Raw genomic sequence first — 19,358 nt, 5'->3', positions numbered from 1 at the left:
TTTATCCGTTACGGTGATTTTGTTTAAATATAATTTATAGATTTCTTCTATTTCTCGCTGAAACGGCTGCGCTGTCCTGAAAGGGAAGGCGCAGCCGTTTCTACTTATATGCGGTTCTTCAGGCCTGGCCGCCCGGAGTACGGCTATGCAGCAGCTCGTACTTGTCGAGCGAGGCACCGACAATGGCCTCGTTCTTGCCAGCGCCCCGGTGCGATTCGCGGAAGGCAGGGCTTGAAGTCCAGCCGTTCAGCGCGTCCTCGCTCTCCCAGACGGTGGAGATCTTCAGTTCCTCCACACCTTCCTTGGGCGCTCCGCGCCAGACCTCCATGCGGATGAATCCGGGCATACTCTGTACACCGTTATCAGCACCGAACCGTGAGGCCAGCGCTTCTCCGTGCCCTTCTTTGATCTTAATTGTATTGGTAACTACCAGCATAACCAAGTCCTCCTTGTAGGGCTTTCGTAAGTACTGCTGTTATTATTGCGGATTGGTGGTCCAGATTCCTGCTGTTTTGAGGAAGACGCGGTCAGGCAGCTTCAGTGCGGCGAGTGTCAGCTCGGCCACATCCTCCGGCTGCATCATCCGGTCTTCTTCTCCGATCTTAAGGCCTGCGCCTGTAGCCAGGCCTGTATTCACTGTGCTCGGAGTCAGCGCCACGACACGGATATTATGCTTGCGCACCTCCATGGCCAGCGCTTCCGTCATGCCCATCAGCGCGAACTTGGAAGCACAGTAGGCGGAGCCTGTGGCGAAGCCGCGTTCTCCTGCGGTGGATGAGATATTGATAATATTGCCGCTTGAACGCTCAATCATAGCAGGCAGTGCCGCACGGGTTACATAGTAGGCGCCGAACAGGTTGATCTGCATATGCCGTTCCCAGTCGGCAGGGTCCATCTCCAGGAACGTGCCGAACTGGGCGATCCCGGCATTGTTGATGAGCGCATCGAAGGGTCCCAGGGTCTTCTGCAGGGCCATAACTGCGCGCTCGGCTTCTTCACGTACGGCTATATCGGCAACTGCAATACTGACCTTGATGTCATATACTTCGGTCAGAGCCGTCTTCAGCGCCTCCAGATCCGCTGAAGTTCTGGAGATAAGGCCCAGGTTGGCGCCTTCCTTCGCCAGCGCCATGGCGAGCGCCTTGCCGATTCCCTTGCCTGCCCCTGTAATTACAATACTGGTTCCTCTCAAATCCATAACCTGTCGTCACGCTCCTTATAGAATGATGGGTACTGCAAGATCGAATATATTGCTATTATACCTGAGCGGACAGCGACAATCACGCCGGAGCGGCAGCTCCGGGCAATATTGTCCTACTATCCGCCTGGGCCGCCGCCAGTGACGCGCATCGCGGGCAGAGGCTCAGTTCAATCGCCGTCAGCTCAGTCGCCGTCGCTCAGTCGCCGTCGCTCAGTCGCCGTCGCTCAATCGCCGTCGCTCAGTCGCCGTCGCTCAGCCGCCGTCGCTCAGTCGCCGTCGCTCAGTCGCCGTCGCTCAGTCGCCGTCGCTCAATCGCCGTCGCTCAGTCGCCGTCGCTCAGCCGCCGTCGCTCAATCGCCGTCGCTCAGCCGCCGTCCGTGATTTTCTTAAGCGGCACAGTCGCCGGCCCTTCCAGCACATCGCCTTCATAGGAGAAGCGGGAGCCGTGGCACGGGCAATCCCAGGAGCGTTCCCCGTCATTCCACTCGCATTCACAGCCCATATGGGTGCAGGTTCTGTCGATCAGATGCAGTTGGCCTTCGGGATCGCGGTAGGCGCCAACGCGTTTACCGTCGTGGAAGACCACGGCGCCCTGATCCGGTTCCAGATCCTGCGTCTTTTTATGGACAATCTCCACTTTTCCGGCTACCAGCTCCTTGGCCACAGAGAGGTTCTGCACAACGAAATTCTTGATGGCAGGAACCGCCTTGAAGCGTGAAGGATCGTATAACTCCTTGTACGGGTTGCTGCTGCCCTGAATCGAGTCTGCGATCATGCGGGCGGCCAGGGTTCCGGTGGTCATTCCCCACTTCGCGAACCCGGTGGCGATATAGATTTCTTCGTTCTCTGCCCGCCTGCCGATGTAGGGAACCCGGTCCAGAGTAATCAGATCCTGGGTGGACCAGCGGAACGGAATGCTGCGGATGCCCAGTAATTCTCCTGCAAACTTCTCCAGATTCTCATAATGGCCGAACGTACAGATGCCTTGTCCAGTCTTGTGGTTCTCCCCTCCGGCGATGACCAGCTTGCGCCCGCCCCATTCCACGGCCCGCAGCGAACGGGTCGGTTCACCGGCACTCAGATACATGCCGCCTTCATAATCCGTTTCCGGTTCAAACGCCAGGCAATAGGAGCGTTCGGCATGCAGCCGCGAGAAGTAGAGAGATCCGCCGTCATAAAAAGGGAAATGGGAAGCAGACACGGCATGGCGGCAGCGGATTTGGAATTTGCCGCCCTCGGTATGAAGGGTTAGGTGTCCGTCCGAATCCACCTGCTCCCCGATCATCGTATGTTCAAATACGGTCCCTCCCTTATCCAGAACCGCCTGCAGCAGTCCCTTCAAATACTCAAGCGGATGGAACCGGGCCTGCCCCGGCATCCGGATCGCGCCGCCCGCGCCCAGAGGCAGGGGCACCTGATCCAGCCACTCCCCAGGCAGTCCGAGCTTGCTGTACGCCTCGAATTCCCGGTTCAGCTCCTTCAGCGTTTTCTCATCTCCCTTGTCGGCATAGAGATAGGCGGCTTCCGGCTTCATCCCGCAGGAGAGGTCCAATTCCTCCGCAGTAGCCATCATCCACTCCATGGCCTCGCGGTTGGACTGATAATACATGCGGGCCTGCTCCTCACCGAAATTCTTCAGCAGGTCGCCGTAGATCATCCCGTGCTGGGCGGTGATCTTGGCGCTGGTGAAGCCGGTGGCTCCGCCGAGAATCTCTCCGGCCTCCAGTAAGGTGACCTTGTACCCGGCATTGGACAGCAGATAAGCGGTGGTGATCCCGGTAATCCCCGCCCCTACAATAGCTACGTCTGTGACATGATCTTCCGCAAGCGCCGCGAAAGAGGGCAGCCCGGTGCTGCTTCTCCATAACGATTCCGGAAATTGCGGAAGACCTTGCGAACGGTGTTCCTGTGAGTTCATAGTAGAGTCCCTCCTAAGTCATTATCCATTCAATTATTACCACTCTTCTGGAAATAGAAACGCCACGCTCCAGCTGCAGGTGCATGAAAACAGGCAGGAAGTGCCAATATAAAGAGATTCAAGGAGAAACGGGCATAGAGGGGAGACGGACCCATGTCAGGACAAGAGCATAAGCAGGAGGCCTCCCTGAACGGGATCAGAGGTCAGCTAAGCGGGTTCGGCGACCTTGAAGACAAGAGCTTGACAGTTCCGGCGGGGCAGGTCAGCCTGCTGTATATCAAAAGTGTTACGGATGGACAGGCAATCAGCCGGAATATCATTGCTCCGTTCTACGAAATGGGGAATCCGGCAGGCTATTACAGCTACATCGCGGATTACCCGGGCAGTGAGGTGGTGACAGAGGGACCGCGGGCAGTGGAGCTTCTGCTCAGCGGTTATGCCTGTATAGGCTGGCAGGATAAGCTCTGTTTCTTCGATGTCCTCCGGGCCGAGGCCAGCAGTGTGAAGGAGACGGTCACGGAGAGCATCAGCCAAGGCCCGTCCGACGCGCTCGGGGAGAATCTCGCAGTGAACCTCAATCTGATAAGACGGCGCTATCAATCCGCTGCACTCAAGATGGAATTCACCGTTATTGGCAATATGTCCAAGACCAAGGCGGCGATTCTCTATGATGAGGATAGAGTGAACCCTGAGGTGCTTGCGGAGTTAAAAGAGAAGCTGGACTCGCTTAAGCTGGATATTCTGCAGGCGGCCGGAGAGCTGGAGAAGTATATCAGCAGCGACAAGCTGCGCATTTTTCCCAAAACCATCGTTACAGAGCGCCCGGACCGGGTAGTATTCAATCTGGCGGAGGGCAAGGTAGCTATCCTGCTGGATACGACCGGGTATGCCATTGTGCTTCCGTCGATCTTCAACGATTTCTTCATAGCTATGGATGACAAAATCCAGCTTCCCTTCGTAGGGCGGTTCCTCAAGCTGCTGCGCATCCTGGGCGTGGCTATGACATTATGGCTGCCAGCCTTGTATATAGCCTTCACCTCGTACAATCCGGAGATTGTGCGGGTACAGATTGCCCTGTTGATCGGGGGAAGCCGTGCAACGGTGCCTTACCCTTCTTTTGTCGAGGTGATTCTGATGATGATCATGATGGAGTTCCTGACGGAGGCCAGCTTGCGGCTGCCCCGGGCTATCGGTCCGACAGCGACAACGGTGGGCGGTCTGATTCTGGGACAAGCGGCTACCGCAGCGGGACTAATTGGCAACATCATGATTATTCTCGTCTCCGTTGTGGCGATATCCAATTTCCTGGTGCCGCTCAATATGATGAGCTTCTCGATCCGGGTTCTGAAATATTTCTTTGTCATCGCAGCAGCCTTCCTCGGACTCGTCGGCGTGGTCATCTGCCTGGTGGGCTTCACGCTGTATTTATGCAGCCAGCGCAGCTTCGGCCAGCCTTATTTCAAGCTGTTCTTCCTGGATACGATAGGAACATCCCTGAAGAAGAAAGGCGGGGGACAATGATGGCGAAGAGCCGCTATTTCTACTGCCTGTTTCTCATGAACTCCCTGATCAATATCATTAACTTCACCCCCCGGGAGCTGCTCGATACCCGCTTTGACGGTGCGCAGTCCTCCATTCTGGTTGCGGTGGTTACAGGTACCCTGTTCATCTACCTGTTCACCAAAGTCATTAATAAATTCCCTGGCAAGGGACTCCCGGAAATCTTCACGTCGGCCTTGCCGAGGCTGCTGGCCTCTCCGCTGATTCTGATTTATGCGGTTCTATGGTATTTCGCCGGTGCGCTGATTCTGTTGTCCTTTGTGGATATTACCCTGCGGTTTGTCAGCCCGGATACCCATCCAACGGCAGTCCTGCTGGGGTTCCTGGCTGTGGTATGTCTCTGCAGCCGAATTGACCCGCTGTCTCTGCTCTACGGGCTGGAGGTGACACTCGGGATCACACTGCCCTTAATTCTGTATACGACAGTCAAGGCGGTCGTTAACCCGAACTTCAGCTGGGATGCCGTACTGCAGATGATGACCTATTCGCTACATCCTCCGGATATGAATAGTATTGCGGCAGCGACGTTTACGTTCAGCGGCTACATTAATATGGCCATCTTCAACCGGGTATTTCATGGTTTGAAGCTTAAGCATGTATGGATTCTGAGTCTGGAGGGGCTGCTGGTGCTGCTTGTCACTTTTTATGTGCCTATCGGGTACCATGGGACCGTCGGTGTCGAACGGCATGTGTATACCTGGTTTACCACGGCGGACAGCATCCGTATTGAGGCTTTTTTGGTGGAGCGTATGCTGTATATTTTTTATTTCGCATACAGTACCTTGGCTCTGGTCAGTGCCATTATCCAGTGGCATGTCGGCAAGGAGCTGTTCCTTAGCCAGCTTCCCTCTACAGGCGGCAAGCCTAAGGCCAAGCTGCGGCGGGAGGTGGTTATCCTGGGGATTTTTGCGGGAGGAACCCTCTTTCTCATGCGCATGGATCAATACAACCTGAATATGCTGGGCGTATTCCTGCTGCATGTCCGTTGGTACGGGGAGCTGCTGCTGATTCTGCTGTTATTCTGGTGTTATTGGATCATAAGGAGGCGCAGAGCGTGAGGGGAAGAGTCGTTCGGGCAATGCTGCTGATCCTGCTGTCCACCGTCATGGCCATGCTCATATCAGGCTGCAACTACAAGGATATCGACCGGAGAATATTCGTAGTGGCGATTGGAATTGATCCCGGCAAGGCGGAAGGAACATTCAAGGTCAGTCTGAAGCTGGCGATTCCGCAAGGGGATGTGACGAAGATTGACGAGAAGATGCAGATCCTCACGGAAGAATCGGAGAGTATCTCCGAGGCGCTGCGCAGAATGAAGTCCAAGGTGGAGAAGGAGCTGGATTATGTCCACTGCAAATCAGTGGTTCTGGGTGAAAAAATTGCCGCCAAGGATATCCGGCATGTTGTGGACTGGGCAGTACGGCGCAGAGATATCCAGCTGATTATTAATTTTGCCGTGGGCAGGCCGGGGGCGCTGGAAGTCCTGCAGGTTAAGCCGCCGTCGGAGCGCATTCCGTCCAACTCTCTGATTCTGGCGATGAGCGGGCAAGGGACCGAGTCCCCCTTCATCTCAAGTGTGTACTCCTATCAGCTGATGAGGAGCATCTATGAGAAAGGGATAGATCCCATCCTGCCGATTATTGAGGTGCCGGAGGAGAATCAATTCCTGATTGATAAGATCGCTCTGCTGGATAAGAATAAAATCAAGCTGGTCCTCACGCCCGATGAGACCAGGCTGTTCAACCTGCTATCCCGCTCCGATCTGCAGACGAATTTCCCTGCCCATATCGGGAATGGAATGTATCAGTACTATACGGAGAGCTCCTCCTCCAGCTACCGGATTGTGAATCCGCCGGATGGAGAGCCTTATATCCGGTACACCATCAAGATCCGGGCAATTCTGGAGGAGAACAGTACGGAGGAGATGATCACCCACCAGATGCTGAAGAAGATTAATGAGGCGGGAGCTGCGGAGCTGCGTGAGGCTGTTACAGCCTTGCTGGTCAAAATTCAGGATAGCGGCATGGACCCCTTGGGGTGGGGGCTGCGTTACGGGTCACGGCACTGGAACAACGCAACAGAGATGTCGGACTGGGAGAATTTATATCCCCAGCTGAAATTCCAGGTCAAAGCCGATGTCGATGTGAAATACTCAGGAATGATCAAATAAAGTCCGGCTGGATTGACGCTTTCAGCATCAGGACTTATACTTGATCTAAAAACAAGCTAGAGGATGATAAAGATGAGAACCCTTAACTTAACCTCTCAACGTCAAGCTGTATACGATATCGTCCGTAATTCCCATGACCACCCGACCGCTGCGGAAGTCATGAACCGGCTGGTGGAGCAGGGGCATAATCTGGCTTACGGAACAGTCTACAATTCCCTGCGTTATCTCTCGGATAAGCAGATGATCCGTGAGCTTAAGCTGGGTGAGGCGGCAAGCCGGTATGACGCCCGCCTGGACGATCATCAGCATATTGTCTGTGAGATCTGCGGGGCAGTAGATGAAGTGATGAGCCAGGTTCCGCAGGAGTGGAGCGACTCGGTGGCACAGGACACCGGCTATTCGATCACCCATACGCATGTTGTATTCGGTGGCATATGCCCGGCCTGCAGAAGCAAGAATTCGCAATAGAACTATAAAGATTGAACTTGAAAATATACAGACAGGGAAAAGTGGCGGAGGAGAATTTTGGAACTGTAGGAGCGATAGCGTCCGCCTGAAAGCTTTCCGCAGGAAAGCTAGCTTCGGAAGCATATGCAGTCACCGGATTTCTACCGCTAGAAGCGGATTGAAATCAAGAAATCTGTAGACAACAACGGCCGGAGGGCCAAACATTCTCTGGAGTCACGGCAATCCCGTCACAGAAAAATAAAAGTACAATCTATATAGGACCTTTGTACGGGGATATGCCTTGGACAAAAGGTTGAATATAACAAAAGACCGTTTTCATCGAAACGGTTTTTTGTTGTGTACATATAAAAATTATCAATAAAGATAGGAGAATAATCATGAATTGAAGCGGAAAAGAGGGTTTCCGGGGGCGGTATTTAATTATATAGTTAGTCTGCCAAATTATCGTTCTTAAGACCCATGAAGAAAGAGAGAGTGAGTTCATCATATGACTAAAAAGGCGCGTCTGAACATCCGTACCAAGCTGATTGCTACCTATCTGCTTGTCTTGCTGGTGCCGAGCATCATTATAGGCTGGCAAACCTATCAATCCGCCAGCAGCAAGGTCGGGGAGCAGCTTACCAATAATGCCAAGGAAAGCGTAGTAGCAGTTAACGAGATTATTAATCACAATATTCAGTCCAAAATAGATGATATTCTTTATTTTGCCGGCCAGCTTGCGGCGGATTCTATTAATAGTGAAGCAGCCGGAGAGACTGCGCCTGTTCTGGAGAGCCGATTGAAGGAATATGCCGCGCTGCATTCCGATGTGCTGGATATTTATGCCGGAACCAGCAAAGGCAAAAGTATCCGCGCAGCAGAGATGGAGCTGCCGGACGGCTATGATCCGCGCAAGGAGAATTCCTATGTCAATGCGCTTAAGCGTGGCAGCGGCATCGTGATTTCACCGGTATTTCAGACGGTCAATCAGGAGAGCGCGGTTGCCATTTCGGCGGTGCTTGCGGGCGGAGACGGGGTAGTCAGCCTTGATCTTAACCTGTCCTCACTCGCCAGTCTGACGAATATCAAGGTCGGACAGGAAGGTTATATTCTCATTGTAGACAGCAGCAAGAAATTTCTGGTTCATCCGTCAGAAGCGATTGGCGAAGAATCCTCGCTTGATTTCGTGAAGCAAATGTTCGGGAGTGAGAGCGGAAGCTTCGATTATGTCTATAAGGATTCACCGAAGAAGCTGACCTACATGGTGAACGGGCTGACCGGATGGAGAATCGGGGGGACCATCAGCCTGAATGAGATTACGCGGGCGACCAGTGATATCCGCGAAACGGTGTGGCTGGTGATCTCTGTATCCGTACTTCTGGCACTGGTGCTGATCTATTTCAATGTCTCGTCGATCCTGAAGCCGCTGCTACGTCTGCGCAGAGCGACTGAACGCATCGCCGGAGGCGACCTGTCGCAGGATATCGGGGATTTCCGTGCGGATGAGATTGGCCTCCTGGCCGGGAATTTCCGCCAGATGGTCGGGAATCTGCGGCAGATGATCATCGGTGTGCAGGAGATGACGGACAATGTCTCCTCATCGGCGGAGCAGCTTACAGCGGGGGCAGAGCAGACGACCAGAGCCATAGAGCATGTTACTGTTGCAATTCAAGAAGTGGCGGCAGGGACTGAACGTCAGGTGAACAGTGTACATAAAGGAATGATTAGTACGGCAGCCACCACAAGCGAGGTAGCCCATATCTCGGAATTCATGGAGCAGGTGTCGGCGATGATGGACAAGACCTCGCTCTCGGCTTCGGAAGGCAATGATTCGGTCATCAGCGTGGTGGAAAAAATCAACGGCATTCATGAGACCGTAGAGGAGATGGGGATGGTCATCGACAAGCTGAGTGAGCGGGTCGTACAGATTCAGGGAATTACCGGTGTGATCACGGGGATCTCGCGGCAGACCAACCTGCTCGCACTGAATGCTTCCATTGAAGCGGCCAGAGCGGGTGAACAGGGAAGAGGGTTCGCTGTAGTAGCCTCAGAGGTCCGCAAGCTGGCTGAGGAATCAGAGAAGTCAGCCAGGATGATCTCCGAACAGATTACGTCCATTCATTCAGAGATGCTCCAGGCTACAGCTACTATGGAGGATGCGAAGAATAAGGTTATGGGCGGCATTATGGCTGTGGATACAACGGGGCGTTCCTTCTCGCGCATCCGCAGGGCCGTCAAAGGGGCGGCGGAGAAAATAGAAGCGATGAACGAAGCCGTCCATACCCTCACCGCTGAAGCGGACAGTATGGATAAAGCCATCGGCGAGATCCGCGGCATTACCGAGGAGGCGGCAGGCAATACCGAGACCATCTCGGCGGCAGCCCAGCAGCAGCTTGCTTCCGTGGAGGAGATCGCCTCGTCTTCAGCGGATCTGAGCCATCTCGCCGATGAGCTGCAGCAGCTCGTGGGCCGCTTCAAGCTGTATCCCGGAAATCAGGCTCCACCAGTGTCCGAAGTACTTAAGCCCGGGGAGAGTCTTCCCGAAGATCGGCACATTTCCTGAGGAAAAATATGCGGCCCGGTCTTTTCTTTTACCACACTTTGCAAGTATACTGATAAGCAATAATACGGGGTGACGAAGGGGAGAAACGTTCATGGCAGAGCAATTAAAGGGCATTACCGTGGCCCTGGCCGGTCCGCGCAAAGCGGAGGAAATGGCCAAGCTGGTAGAGAATATGGGAGGAACCGCGCTGCACCGTCCCGCCCAGGGAACCACCTTTCTGGATGATGATGCCCTGCGTGACGGGCTGATCGCCTGGACGAATCAGCCGCCGGATCTAGCCGTTCTGACTACCGGCATGGGCCTCGACGCATTGTTCGAGATGGCCACGAAGCTGGAGCTTGAAGGCCGCTTCCTGGAGGTTCTCTCCGCCTCACCTATTGCTGCGCGCGGTTATAAAACAGTGAATGCCCTGAAGAAACGGGGACTTGAGCCGGTGGTGCGTGACGATGACGGCAGCAGCGCCGGTCTGATCCGCGGACTGCAGGATTGGGATTTGCAGGGCAAGCGGGTTATGCTGCAGCTGCACGGGGAGACTGCGCCTCAGCTGGTCGGGTGGCTGGAGCAGGCGGGGGCAACCGTAGGCTGTGTGCAGCCTTACCGGTATACCGAGCCGGAGCCGGGAGCCCTGGCTCTGCTGCTCACAGAGATAACGGAAGGACAGGTGGATGCGGTAGCCTTCACAAGTGCGCCGCAATTCCGCTTCCTGGCACAGCATGCAAGGGAGCAGGGCCGGCTGGAGGCGCTCATTCAGGCACTGGAGGACAAGGTGCTGGCAGTATCCGTCGGCCGGCTTACCTCGGAGGCCCTGAAGGAAGAAGGCGTGAAGCGGATTGTTATGCCGGAGCATGAACGGATGGGCAGCATGTTCGTGGCACTGGGCCGCTATATTGCGGCACACCGGTAGCAGAAGGCCGCCGGGCCCTGCGTACAAAGACAAGTAACACAAGTAATACAAGTAATACAAGTAATACAGAGGAGGAGACCCATGGATAAGAGAAAATGTCTGTTGTTAGGCGATTACACACACCCCCGGTTTCACCCGCTGCAAGGGGTAGATAAGCAGGTCAGTGAAATTCTGAATGAGCTTCTGACGGTACAATGCTCGGAGAACAAGAAGCTGCTGTTAAGCGAGCATCTGTCCGGATACGATCTCTGCATCGCATATAATGAATTATGGAACGAAACGGTATCCCCGCAGCAGACTGCAGGTCTGCTGAGTTATGTCAGCGGGGGAGGCGGACTGATTGTCCTGCATACCGGTATATCCCTGGCGAAGCGGTATGAGCTGGCCCAGCTGATCGGCGGCAGATTCACCGGACACCCGCCTTTTACTCCGCTTCAATTCAAGGTGCTGGAGCATGATATCACCGAAGGCATGGAGGATTTCCAGCTGGATGAAGAGCCATACCGGTTCGAGTTCGACCCGTTCACCGACAAAAAAATTCTGCTGGAGTACGAAGCGGACGGTGAGCTGCTGCCTGCGGCCTGGTGCCACAGCTATGGCCTGGGACGGGTAGTCTATCTGATGCCGGGGCATCACGAGCCTTCATTCCGTCACCCGGCAGTCCGCCAGCTTATTCTGCGGGCAGCTACCTGGGCGGCACGAATCCCCAGATAATCCGCTTTTTTTGTGAAATGGCGGGCTAAGGGGTATACTTTATCCATAACTGGAATCTTTGGGAGGGAAGTACCATGAGTGATTTGTTAAAGAAAGCAATCTCTTTAGGAGTTGGCCTCACCATTGTCAGCAAGGAGAAAGTCGAGAAGGTCGTAGATGAGCTGGTGAAGCGGGGCGAGCTGGCCCCTTCGGAATCCAAGGCCCTGGTCGACCGCCTGGTAGAGCGCGGGGATGAAGAACGGGGAGCGTTCAAGTCTGCCGTGCAGGAACAGGTTCAGCGGGTGCTGAAGGAGCTTAAGGTGCCCGTTCAGGAGGATATAGCCGGACTGGAGTCACGTATTGCTAAGCTGGAAGGACGCGTGGCCGAGCTGGAAGGCAAGTCCCCTCAGGAGTTCCCCCAGGAGACCATCGTGCCGGAAACAAGTAGTGAATAAATGGCAGTCCGCATAAGGCATGCCGGACGTTACCGGGCTATAGCCATGGCGCTTATGCGTCATGGCTTCGGCTATATGGTGGAGGAACTGGGCCTTTACCATCTTCTGTCACTTCCCCGCCGGATTATTACACAGGAGGTTCATGAAAGTGTGACACTCGGTGAGCGGGTCCGCCGGGTGCTGGAGGATTTGGGGCCGACCTTTGTCAAGCTCGGCCAGCTTGCCAGTACGCGCTCCGATCTGCTGCCGGAGGGGATTATTCAGGAGCTGGTTAAGCTGCAGGATCATGTGCCGCCCTTCTCTGCCGAGACTGCCCGCAATATTCTGGAGCAGGAGCTGGACCAGCCTATTGATGCGGTCTTTGAATACTTCGAGAACAATCCGCTCGCTGCCGCCTCCATCGGCCAGGTACACCGGGCTGTACTGCATGGCGGACAGAGTGTAGCGGTCAAAATACAACGTCCAGGCGTCATGCGGACCATGAGCAGGGATCTGGAGATTCTAACGGATCTAAGCCTGCTTGCCGAGCGCAAGATGGACTGGGCCAGACAATACGGGTTAACCCGGATGGTCGAGGAATTCTCCCGCGCACTGCTGGCAGAGCTTGATTATGCCCAGGAGGGGCGTAATGCCGAGCGTATAGCCGGGCAGCTGTCTGCTCAAGATAATGTATATATTCCGTCCATCTATTGGGACTTCAGCTCCACAAGGGTACTGACCATGGAGTATATGGAAGGAATTACGCTGAACCGCAGGGACGAGCTGCTGAGCGCAGGCTTTAAGCTCAAGACTATCGCCCAGCAGCTTGTTGAGATGATGCTGAATCAGATTTTTATTCATGGCTTCTTCCATGCTGATCCGCATCCCGGTAATGTCATGGTGCTGAAGGACGGGAAGCTGGCCCTGATCGACTTCGGGATGGTCGGTCGGCTTAGCGAGGACATGAAGGATGGCCTGTCCGCACTGGTCATCGCACTCATGCGTAAGAATACGGATTCAATGGTACGGGCTATTCTGCGTCTGGGTGTAATTCCTGAGGATGCCGACCGGATGGCGCTGCATGATGATATGGACCGGCTGCGGGAGCAGTATTATGATATCCCGTTCAAGCAAGTCAGCATCGGCAAGGCGCTGAATGATCTGTTCGGCATTGCCCGCAAGCACCGGCTGGTCATTCCGCCGGATCTGGCGATGCTGGGCAAGACCATGCTGACGCTGGAAGGCATGGTGTCCAGCCTGGACCCGGCCTTCAGCATTATGCAGATGGCCGAGCCGTTCGGCAGGCAGCTGCTGAAGCAGCGCTTCAGCGGAAGCCGCCTGCAGCGCAAGCTGCTGGGCGGGGTAGCCGATCTTGCCGAGAGTCTGGTGGAGCTTCCCGCCCAGGCCCGGCAGCTCTCGTCGCTGATCAGCAAGGGCAAGCTGAAGGTCGAGATCGGTGTACCCGAGCTCCAGGGTCTGGAGCATAAGTTCAGCCGGGTCGGTAACCGTCTGTCCTTCAGCATTGTGCTGCTGGCCTTCAGCATCATTATGGCCGGGCTGATTATCGCATCTTCCCTGCGCGGCGAGCCTTCGCTGCTCTGGGACTTCCCGATCGTTGAGATCGGATCAGTCATCGCCCTGCTGATGATTCTGTGGCTGCTGTTCTCCATCTTCAAATCAGGAAGATTCTAGCCGGAAGAAGACGGGAAATAATTATTCTCCGGCAGATGCACACAAGCGGCGTGAAATCAAGTACAATATATACAGATAACTTGCCAGAAATTAAAGTGTAATGGAACGCAAATGGAGTGCCGTCTGAATGTCCGGTGGATCGCTGCTGCGCCTTTAAAACCGAACTTCGACCGCAGCCTTGCGGGCCCATGGGACGGAAGGGCTCCGGTGACGGGGTTCTTCCGCTTTTGTTTGATACGGATACTCACGAGCGATATCCGTATCCTGCTTACTTGCGTACATTACTCCGTTAAATGGATGAATATAAGTTATGGAATTTGATTGCCGGAGGGGCGTTACCTTTTAGACTGCCTCCTGACGAGGGAATGAAGGGTATTAATGCACCTGAATTCGCCGGATGCGGGCCAAGTGAGGGAATGAGGGGTATTAATGCACCTGAATTCACTGGTTGCGGGCCAAGTGAAGGAATGAAGGGTATAAATGCACCTGAATTCGCTGGATGCAGGCCAAGTGAGGGAATGAAGGGTATTAATGCATTTGAATTCTCCGGATGCGGGCCAATTAAGGAAATGAAGGGTATTAATGCACCTGAATTCGCTGAATGCAGGCCAAGTATGGAAATGAAGGGGATTAATACACTTGAATTCGCCGGATGCGGGCTGAGTGAGGAAATGAGGGGTATTAATGCACCTGAATTCGCTGGTTGCGGGCCAAGTGAGGGAATGAGAGGTATTAATGCACCTGAATTCGCAGGATGCGGGCCAAGTGAGGGTTTTTGAGGTTGGACCGGACTTTTATGAAACGAAAATTTAGGAAAAAGAGTGAGGTGGAGCAATTGCCGGGTTTTAAGGAATTAGGAGTATCTGAAGTATTAACCGATCTGCTCAAGGGGCAGGGAATCGTGAAGCCGACGCCGGTGCAGGAAGAGGCTATTCCGCCGCTGGTGGAGGGTCTGGATGTCATTGCGCGCGCGAAGACGGGAACGGGGAAGACATTGGCTTTTCTGCTGCCGATTATGGACAAGATCCGGGTAGAGGCGGCGTATCCGCAGGCGCTTATCCTTGCGCCAACGCGTGAGCTCGCGCTGCAGATTACCGAGGAGGCGCGCAAGCTGGCGCGTCACACGGGTGTGAAGATTCTGGCAGTCTATGGCGGCCAGGATGTGGAGAAGCAGCTCCGCAAGCTGGAAGGCGGCAGACATCTGATCATCGGCACGCCGGGACGGCTGCTGGATCATCTGCGCCGGGAGACGCTGGACCTGGGCGGCGTGAAGATGCTGGTGCTGGACGAAGCGGACCAGATGCTGCATATGGGCTTCCTGGAGGATGTGGAGACGATCATTACGGCTGTGCCTTACCGCCGTCAGACGATGCTGTTCTCCGCGACCATGCCGGACCCGATCAAACGGCTGGCTGCGAACTATATGAAGGAGCCGCTTGATATTATTATCAAGAGCGGCTCGCCGATTCCGCTGGATAATATCCGCCAGCAGGTGGTGGAATGCTCGGACCGCAACAAGGAAGAGGCACTGATCTCGCTGATCGAGCGGGACCGTCCTTACTTGGCCATTATTTTCTGCCGGACCAAACGCCGGGCCATCAAGCTGAATGAAGCGCTGCAGGCGGCCGGCTATGATTGCGACGAGCTGCACGGCGATCTGTCACAGGGCAAACGTGAAGCCGTCATGAAGCGGTTTCGGGAGGCCAAGCTCCAGCTGCTGGTAGCTACTGATGTGGCGGCACGTGGTCTGGATGTGGAAGGGATCACCCATATCTTCAACTACGATCTTCCGCTGGATGCGGACAGCTATATCCACCGGATTGGCCGCACGGGCCGCGCCGGAGGCAAAGGCCTTGCGATCACGTTCTCTTCGCCGCGCGAGCGCGCCGGGCTCGAACTGATCGAGCACGGCATCTCCCAGCGGCTGGACCGCCGCCGGTACGAGAAGGATGAATTCGGCGTAGGCGAATTCACCTCGGTCCAAGGCGGCGGCTCGCCACGCGGCGGGCGGCAGAGCGCTGCGCCTGAAGCGGCGCGCGCCGGCCGTGGCGGCCGCGGACAGGGCCGCAGCGGCGGTGCGCCGCGCGGTGAAGCCGCAGGGCGTCCGGGCGGGCGCGGACGCGGCGGCAAGGAAGCAGGCGGCTGGAGCGCGCCTGCGGAAGGCAGCGGCCGCAACCGTAAAGGCGCGGCCGCTGGCGGTAAAGAAGCAGGCGGCTGGGGTGCGCCTGCGGAAAGCGGTGGCCGCAGCCGTAAGGGCGCGGCCGGAGGCGGTAAGCGCAGCGCCTACAGCGCGGCTGCGCCGATGGGCGACTCCGCCGGCAAGAGCGCGGCGAAGCCACGACCGGGCGGCGGCTACGGTGCCTTCGCCAGCGGCGGCGACAGCGCAGCCAGCGGCTATGCCGCCGGTGCGAACGCCGCAGCGGGACGCGGCGGCAAGGGCGGCGCTGCGAGGGGCGCCGCCGCACAAGGCGGCCCGAGCAGCGGCTACAGCACCAATGTAGCCAGAGGTGCGGATGCCGGCGGGTTCAGCTACGGTGCCTCGAAGGGCGCCGGATCGGGCGCCGGGTATAATCCCGGCGGCGCCAAATCAAGCCCCAAATTCCGGGCCCATGTAGCACGCAGCAACGATGCCGGCGGCTACAGTGCCTCCGCTCCCAAAGGCGGCTCACGCGGCGGCTCCAAGGGCGGCAAAGGCGGATTCGCCTCGGGCGGACGCAGTAGCGGCGGGACCTCATCGCGCGGCGGGCGCAGTGGAGGCTCCGGCGGCGGTTCACGCGGCGGACGCGGCTCGTCCAGATAACGGCGCTTTACATCTATAGCTAATCCTTGTTACCATAGGGCAGTTGGCTCACCAGCCAATTGATCTATGGTAATATTTATGTACGGGGATGCCAGGCAGTGATCTGAGGCATCACTGAAACATTTTTGCCGCTAGGCCTGTCTAATAGAATAGATACCGGAACACGGATACAGGTCTACACAACTTTTAGGAGGATTATGCAGCATGTCCAAAACCGCTAAAATTATCATTCTTTTCATCGTCGTGATTGCTGTCGGCTGGGGGATCGGAAAATATACCAGCCCGTCCGCTTCCCGGGAAGACGGAACCAATATAAACACCGGTGCAGACCTTGGAGCGGAGCCGGGAACCGGACCTGAGGCTTCGGCGCTGCCTGAGGATGCAGATGCACCGGCGGCTACGGATAAGCCGGCCCCCGCTAATCCTAGTGATGCTGAGATGGTCGTAGCCGAGCCGGAGAGCATCGCGGTCATGGTCAATAAGCAGTACAGTCTGCCAGAGAAATATAAGCCAGCCGATCTGGTCTATCCTGACGTACCTTTTATCTTCTCGGAAAAGATTGAGAAGCGGATGCTGCGGCGTGAAGCGGCTGAAGCTCTGGAGGAGATGTTCGCCGGAGCCAAGGAAGATGGGATCTATCTGGCCGGTGTATCCGGCTACCGTTCGGAAGCGACCCAGCGGAGACTGTTCAATAACTATGTGGACAGAGACGGCGAAGAGAAGGCGCGTACCTACAGTGCATTGCCCGGACACAGTGAGCATCAGACGGGACTTGCCATCGACCTGTCCGGCAGTGACGGCAAGTGTGCTGCCGAGAGCTGCTTTGCCGGTACGAAGGAAGCCGAATGGCTTGCTGCCCATGCCGCTGAATACGGATATATTATCCGGTTCCTTGAAGGCAAGGAGGCGATCACCGGATATATTTATGAGCCTTGGCATGTCCGTTATGTAGGCAAGGAGATTGCCGCATCTGTAACGGAACGAGGAATTACGCTCGAAGAATATTATGATGCCGTTCCGGTGGCGCAATAACATCTGTACAGGCGGTCCCGTGTTTTCTGCGGGGCCGTTTTGTTTTTGTCCGAAGACTATATTTTATATGCTCCGCGCAATACATATTCCTTATATTTCCTCCTGGAACGCAGCCCGCCTGATCTACTATTCCACGTACCAGCAGGGTAGATCATTATATCTAAGGCAAGCACTGCCCTGCGGAGAGAAGGCAGTTGTCCATCCGGCATCCTCTGCGGGTCTTCGTTTGGTTCGCCTGCCTCTTCGCTTGGTTCACCCGCCTGGCCTCTGGTTAAGTAGTGGGAAACCGCACACTATGAAATGGGAGGCGTTCTGTATGTCTGAACATAATCATGTGGTGAGTAAGGACGGCAATGTAACGATGAACCGGGTAACGGATGCGCTGGACCGGATAGATCCGGGACAGAAGGAATTGATTCTGAACAATTTCGAGCAGTTTAAGGCTTATTTAGGAAAGCGCATTCAACTGGCACAAAAAATCGGACTCAGTGACGAACAGCTCGCAATCGCCGCCGAGAAAATCGCCGATTATCTGGCCGCGTATGAAGAACCGCGTAATAGTGAAGAGAAGCTGCTGCTGGAATTGTGGAAGGCCGGGAACAAGGAGGAGCGCCACAGGCTGGCTCATATGCTGGTGAAGATGGTGCAGCAGTAACAGAGGCTGCAGCGCCTATCCCTGAAATAGTAAAGGTCCGGCGGCGTATCAGATACCCTTTTGCAGAGAAGATGGCAGGCGATAAATATAACTTATCCGGCAGAAGGCGGTCCCGTAATGATTGCGGAGCCGCCTGTTTGCATTGCAGGATACCTTTGACTTAGTAGCGGAGAGAGCGGCCTTTCCTGCCGGAATTTGGTTTTGGCTGACAATAGGATAGAATGGAGAGGAAAGGCTCCACATGATGAACATGGATCATAACTACACAGCCGAAAGGAAGCGAAGCAGAGATGTCGATTTATAGTTTTGCCGGAATCACCCCTTCGGGTACAGAAGTGCCGTTTAAGGACTATGAGGGCAAGGTGCTGCTGATCGCCAATACGGCCAGCAAGTGCGGGCTTACTCCGCAATATGGAGAGTTACAGAAGCTGTATGAACAGTATGGAGATCAGGGACTGGTAGTGCTGGGCTTCCCGTGTAACCAATTTGCCGGCCAGGAACCGGGGACCAGCGAGGAAGCGGAGGCCTTCTGCCAGATCAATTACGGGGTCACCTTCCCGGTGTTCGCCAAGGTCGATGTAAATGGTCCGGAGGCCAGCCTGTTGTTCCAATATTTGAAGGGGCAGCAGCCGGGGGACGGGGAGAGCAGTGATATCCAGTGGAACTTCACGAAGTTTCTGGTAGACCGCAGCGGCCAGGTGGTCGCGCGCGTCGAACCGAAGGAATCACCGGAGAGCATGAAGGGACTTATCGAATCTGTACTGAACTGAAGCCGGAGGAAGCGGGCCGGTAGCGGAAGTGGATTGGGAAGCAGGTTGGGCAGATTAAAGTAAAGCCAGGCTATATACGCTCTCCCGGATCGTGGCGCAGGTCGGCGCGGTCCGGGAGTTTTTTGGGTAATTTGGGTAATTAGGAATGCACCAGAGATACTTAAAGAGCGATTGGGACACGAAAGAACGATTTGAACAAACCAGATGGTAGGGATGGGAGTCGAATGGTAGGGGGAAATCGGATGGTATGGATGGTAACCGGAAATAGCAGTTGGATTTTGGGCACCTACTGATGAACGAATGAACTCTGCTACAACAGCAGTTGTATAAACAGCACTTAATTCCGGCCCTTTCACCCATTGTAGCCAAAATGAACCCCAGCAAGTGTTGTTTTTCCACTTCCTTTCGTATATTCCTCAGAAACCGGTAAATTAAGCTACCTTTTTCCACTTGCTGCTGGGGGAGGGGGAGATATCCTTAGCGCCTCCAGCCTTCGCCCGCCTCGTCATCAATCCGCGT

16 protein-coding genes and 1 pseudogene are annotated in these 19,358 nt (G+C 55.3%); 14 read left to right on the top strand and 3 right to left on the bottom strand.

All coding sequences use genetic code 11. The features are described 5' to 3' along the window. Nucleotides 1-118: 118 nt before the first annotated feature. The 3 genes from KDC22_RS31100 to KDC22_RS31090 form a co-directional block, all read right to left on the bottom strand. The gene (locus tag KDC22_RS31100; protein WP_211721413.1) at nt 119-436 is read right to left on the bottom strand and encodes an antibiotic biosynthesis monooxygenase; all 318 of its coding nucleotides are present in this window, start codon (nt 434-436) and stop codon (nt 119-121) included. A 42-nt stretch (nt 437-478) separates the two neighbouring features. Continuing rightward, nucleotides 479-1,198 (bottom strand): 3-ketoacyl-ACP reductase, encoded by a 720-nt coding sequence (locus KDC22_RS31095; protein WP_173135974.1) that lies wholly within the window; start codon nt 1,196-1,198, stop codon nt 479-481. Between the two features lie 367 nt (nt 1,199-1,565). Next, on the bottom strand, nt 1,566-3,119 hold the full coding sequence (locus tag KDC22_RS31090; RefSeq protein ID WP_211721412.1) for an FAD-dependent oxidoreductase: 1,554 nt from the start codon (nt 3,117-3,119) through the stop codon (nt 1,566-1,568). 153 nt (nt 3,120-3,272) lie between these two features. On the opposite strand from KDC22_RS31090, the gene KDC22_RS31085 reads away from it, so the two are divergent. The 14 genes and pseudogenes from KDC22_RS31085 (at nt 3,273) to KDC22_RS31020 (ending at nt 18,839) form a co-directional block, all read left to right on the top strand. Beyond that, a complete protein-coding gene (locus KDC22_RS31085; RefSeq protein WP_211721411.1) occupies nt 3,273-4,640 on the top strand; it encodes a spore germination protein in 1,368 nt (455 codons plus the stop codon). Then, nucleotides 4,637-5,737 (top strand): GerAB/ArcD/ProY family transporter, encoded by a 1,101-nt coding sequence (locus KDC22_RS31080; RefSeq protein WP_211721410.1) that lies wholly within the window; start codon nt 4,637-4,639, stop codon nt 5,735-5,737. Before KDC22_RS31085 ends, KDC22_RS31080 begins: the two co-directional genes overlap by 4 nt. Next, complete coding sequence (locus KDC22_RS31075; RefSeq protein WP_173135982.1) at nt 5,734-6,849, top strand: Ger(x)C family spore germination protein; 1,116 nt, start codon at nt 5,734-5,736, stop codon at nt 6,847-6,849. Before KDC22_RS31080 ends, KDC22_RS31075 begins: the two co-directional genes overlap by 4 nt. A 72-nt stretch (nt 6,850-6,921) precedes the next feature. Next, nucleotides 6,922-7,317 carry a Fur family transcriptional regulator gene (locus tag KDC22_RS31070; RefSeq protein WP_211721409.1) on the top strand — a complete coding sequence of 132 codons (396 nt, stop codon included), beginning with the start codon at nt 6,922-6,924 and terminating at the stop codon, nt 7,315-7,317. Between the two features lie 487 nt (nt 7,318-7,804). After that, complete coding sequence (locus tag KDC22_RS31065) at nt 7,805-9,859, top strand: methyl-accepting chemotaxis protein (protein ID WP_211721408.1); 2,055 nt, start codon at nt 7,805-7,807, stop codon at nt 9,857-9,859. A 91-nt stretch (nt 9,860-9,950) separates the two neighbouring features. Beyond that, nucleotides 9,951-10,763, top strand: a complete 813-nt coding sequence (locus KDC22_RS31060) for a uroporphyrinogen-III synthase (RefSeq protein ID WP_173135988.1) — start codon at nt 9,951-9,953, stop codon at nt 10,761-10,763. An 81-nt stretch (nt 10,764-10,844) separates the two neighbouring features. Beyond that, nucleotides 10,845-11,477 carry a ThuA domain-containing protein gene (locus tag KDC22_RS31055; protein WP_173135990.1) on the top strand — a complete coding sequence of 211 codons (633 nt, stop codon included), beginning with the start codon at nt 10,845-10,847 and terminating at the stop codon, nt 11,475-11,477. Between the two features lie 74 nt (nt 11,478-11,551). Further along, a complete protein-coding gene (locus tag KDC22_RS31050; protein ID WP_173135993.1) occupies nt 11,552-11,911 on the top strand; it encodes a phasin family protein in 360 nt (119 codons plus the stop codon). Continuing rightward, nucleotides 11,912-13,582 carry an ABC1 kinase family protein gene (locus KDC22_RS31045; RefSeq protein ID WP_211721407.1) on the top strand — a complete coding sequence of 557 codons (1,671 nt, stop codon included), beginning with the start codon at nt 11,912-11,914 and terminating at the stop codon, nt 13,580-13,582. Between the two features lie 365 nt (nt 13,583-13,947). Continuing rightward, on the top strand, nt 13,948-14,361 hold the full coding sequence (locus tag KDC22_RS31040; protein WP_211721406.1) for a hypothetical protein: 414 nt from the start codon (nt 13,948-13,950) through the stop codon (nt 14,359-14,361). Between the two features lie 56 nt (nt 14,362-14,417). Next, nucleotides 14,418-15,671: pseudogene (locus KDC22_RS34090) on the top strand (DEAD/DEAH box helicase); the annotation flags it as partial. A 915-nt stretch (nt 15,672-16,586) separates the two neighbouring features. Then, a complete protein-coding gene (locus KDC22_RS31030; protein WP_211721404.1) occupies nt 16,587-17,414 on the top strand; it encodes a M15 family metallopeptidase in 828 nt (275 codons plus the stop codon). A gap of 316 nt (nt 17,415-17,730) precedes the next feature. Continuing rightward, the gene (locus tag KDC22_RS31025) at nt 17,731-18,069 is read left to right on the top strand and encodes a DUF3243 domain-containing protein (protein ID WP_173136004.1); all 339 of its coding nucleotides are present in this window, start codon (nt 17,731-17,733) and stop codon (nt 18,067-18,069) included. Nucleotides 18,070-18,359: 290 nt separating this feature from the next. Then, nucleotides 18,360-18,839 (top strand): glutathione peroxidase, encoded by a 480-nt coding sequence (locus KDC22_RS31020; RefSeq protein WP_173136006.1) that lies wholly within the window; start codon nt 18,360-18,362, stop codon nt 18,837-18,839. Nucleotides 18,840-19,358 lie beyond the last annotated feature (519 nt).

The sequence above is a fragment of the Paenibacillus tritici genome (genome assembly GCF_018207515.1).
Classification (GTDB): domain Bacteria; phylum Bacillota; class Bacilli; order Paenibacillales; family Paenibacillaceae; genus Paenibacillus_AQ; species Paenibacillus_AQ tritici.
This window is presented reverse-complemented; position numbering and strand designations above follow the sequence as displayed.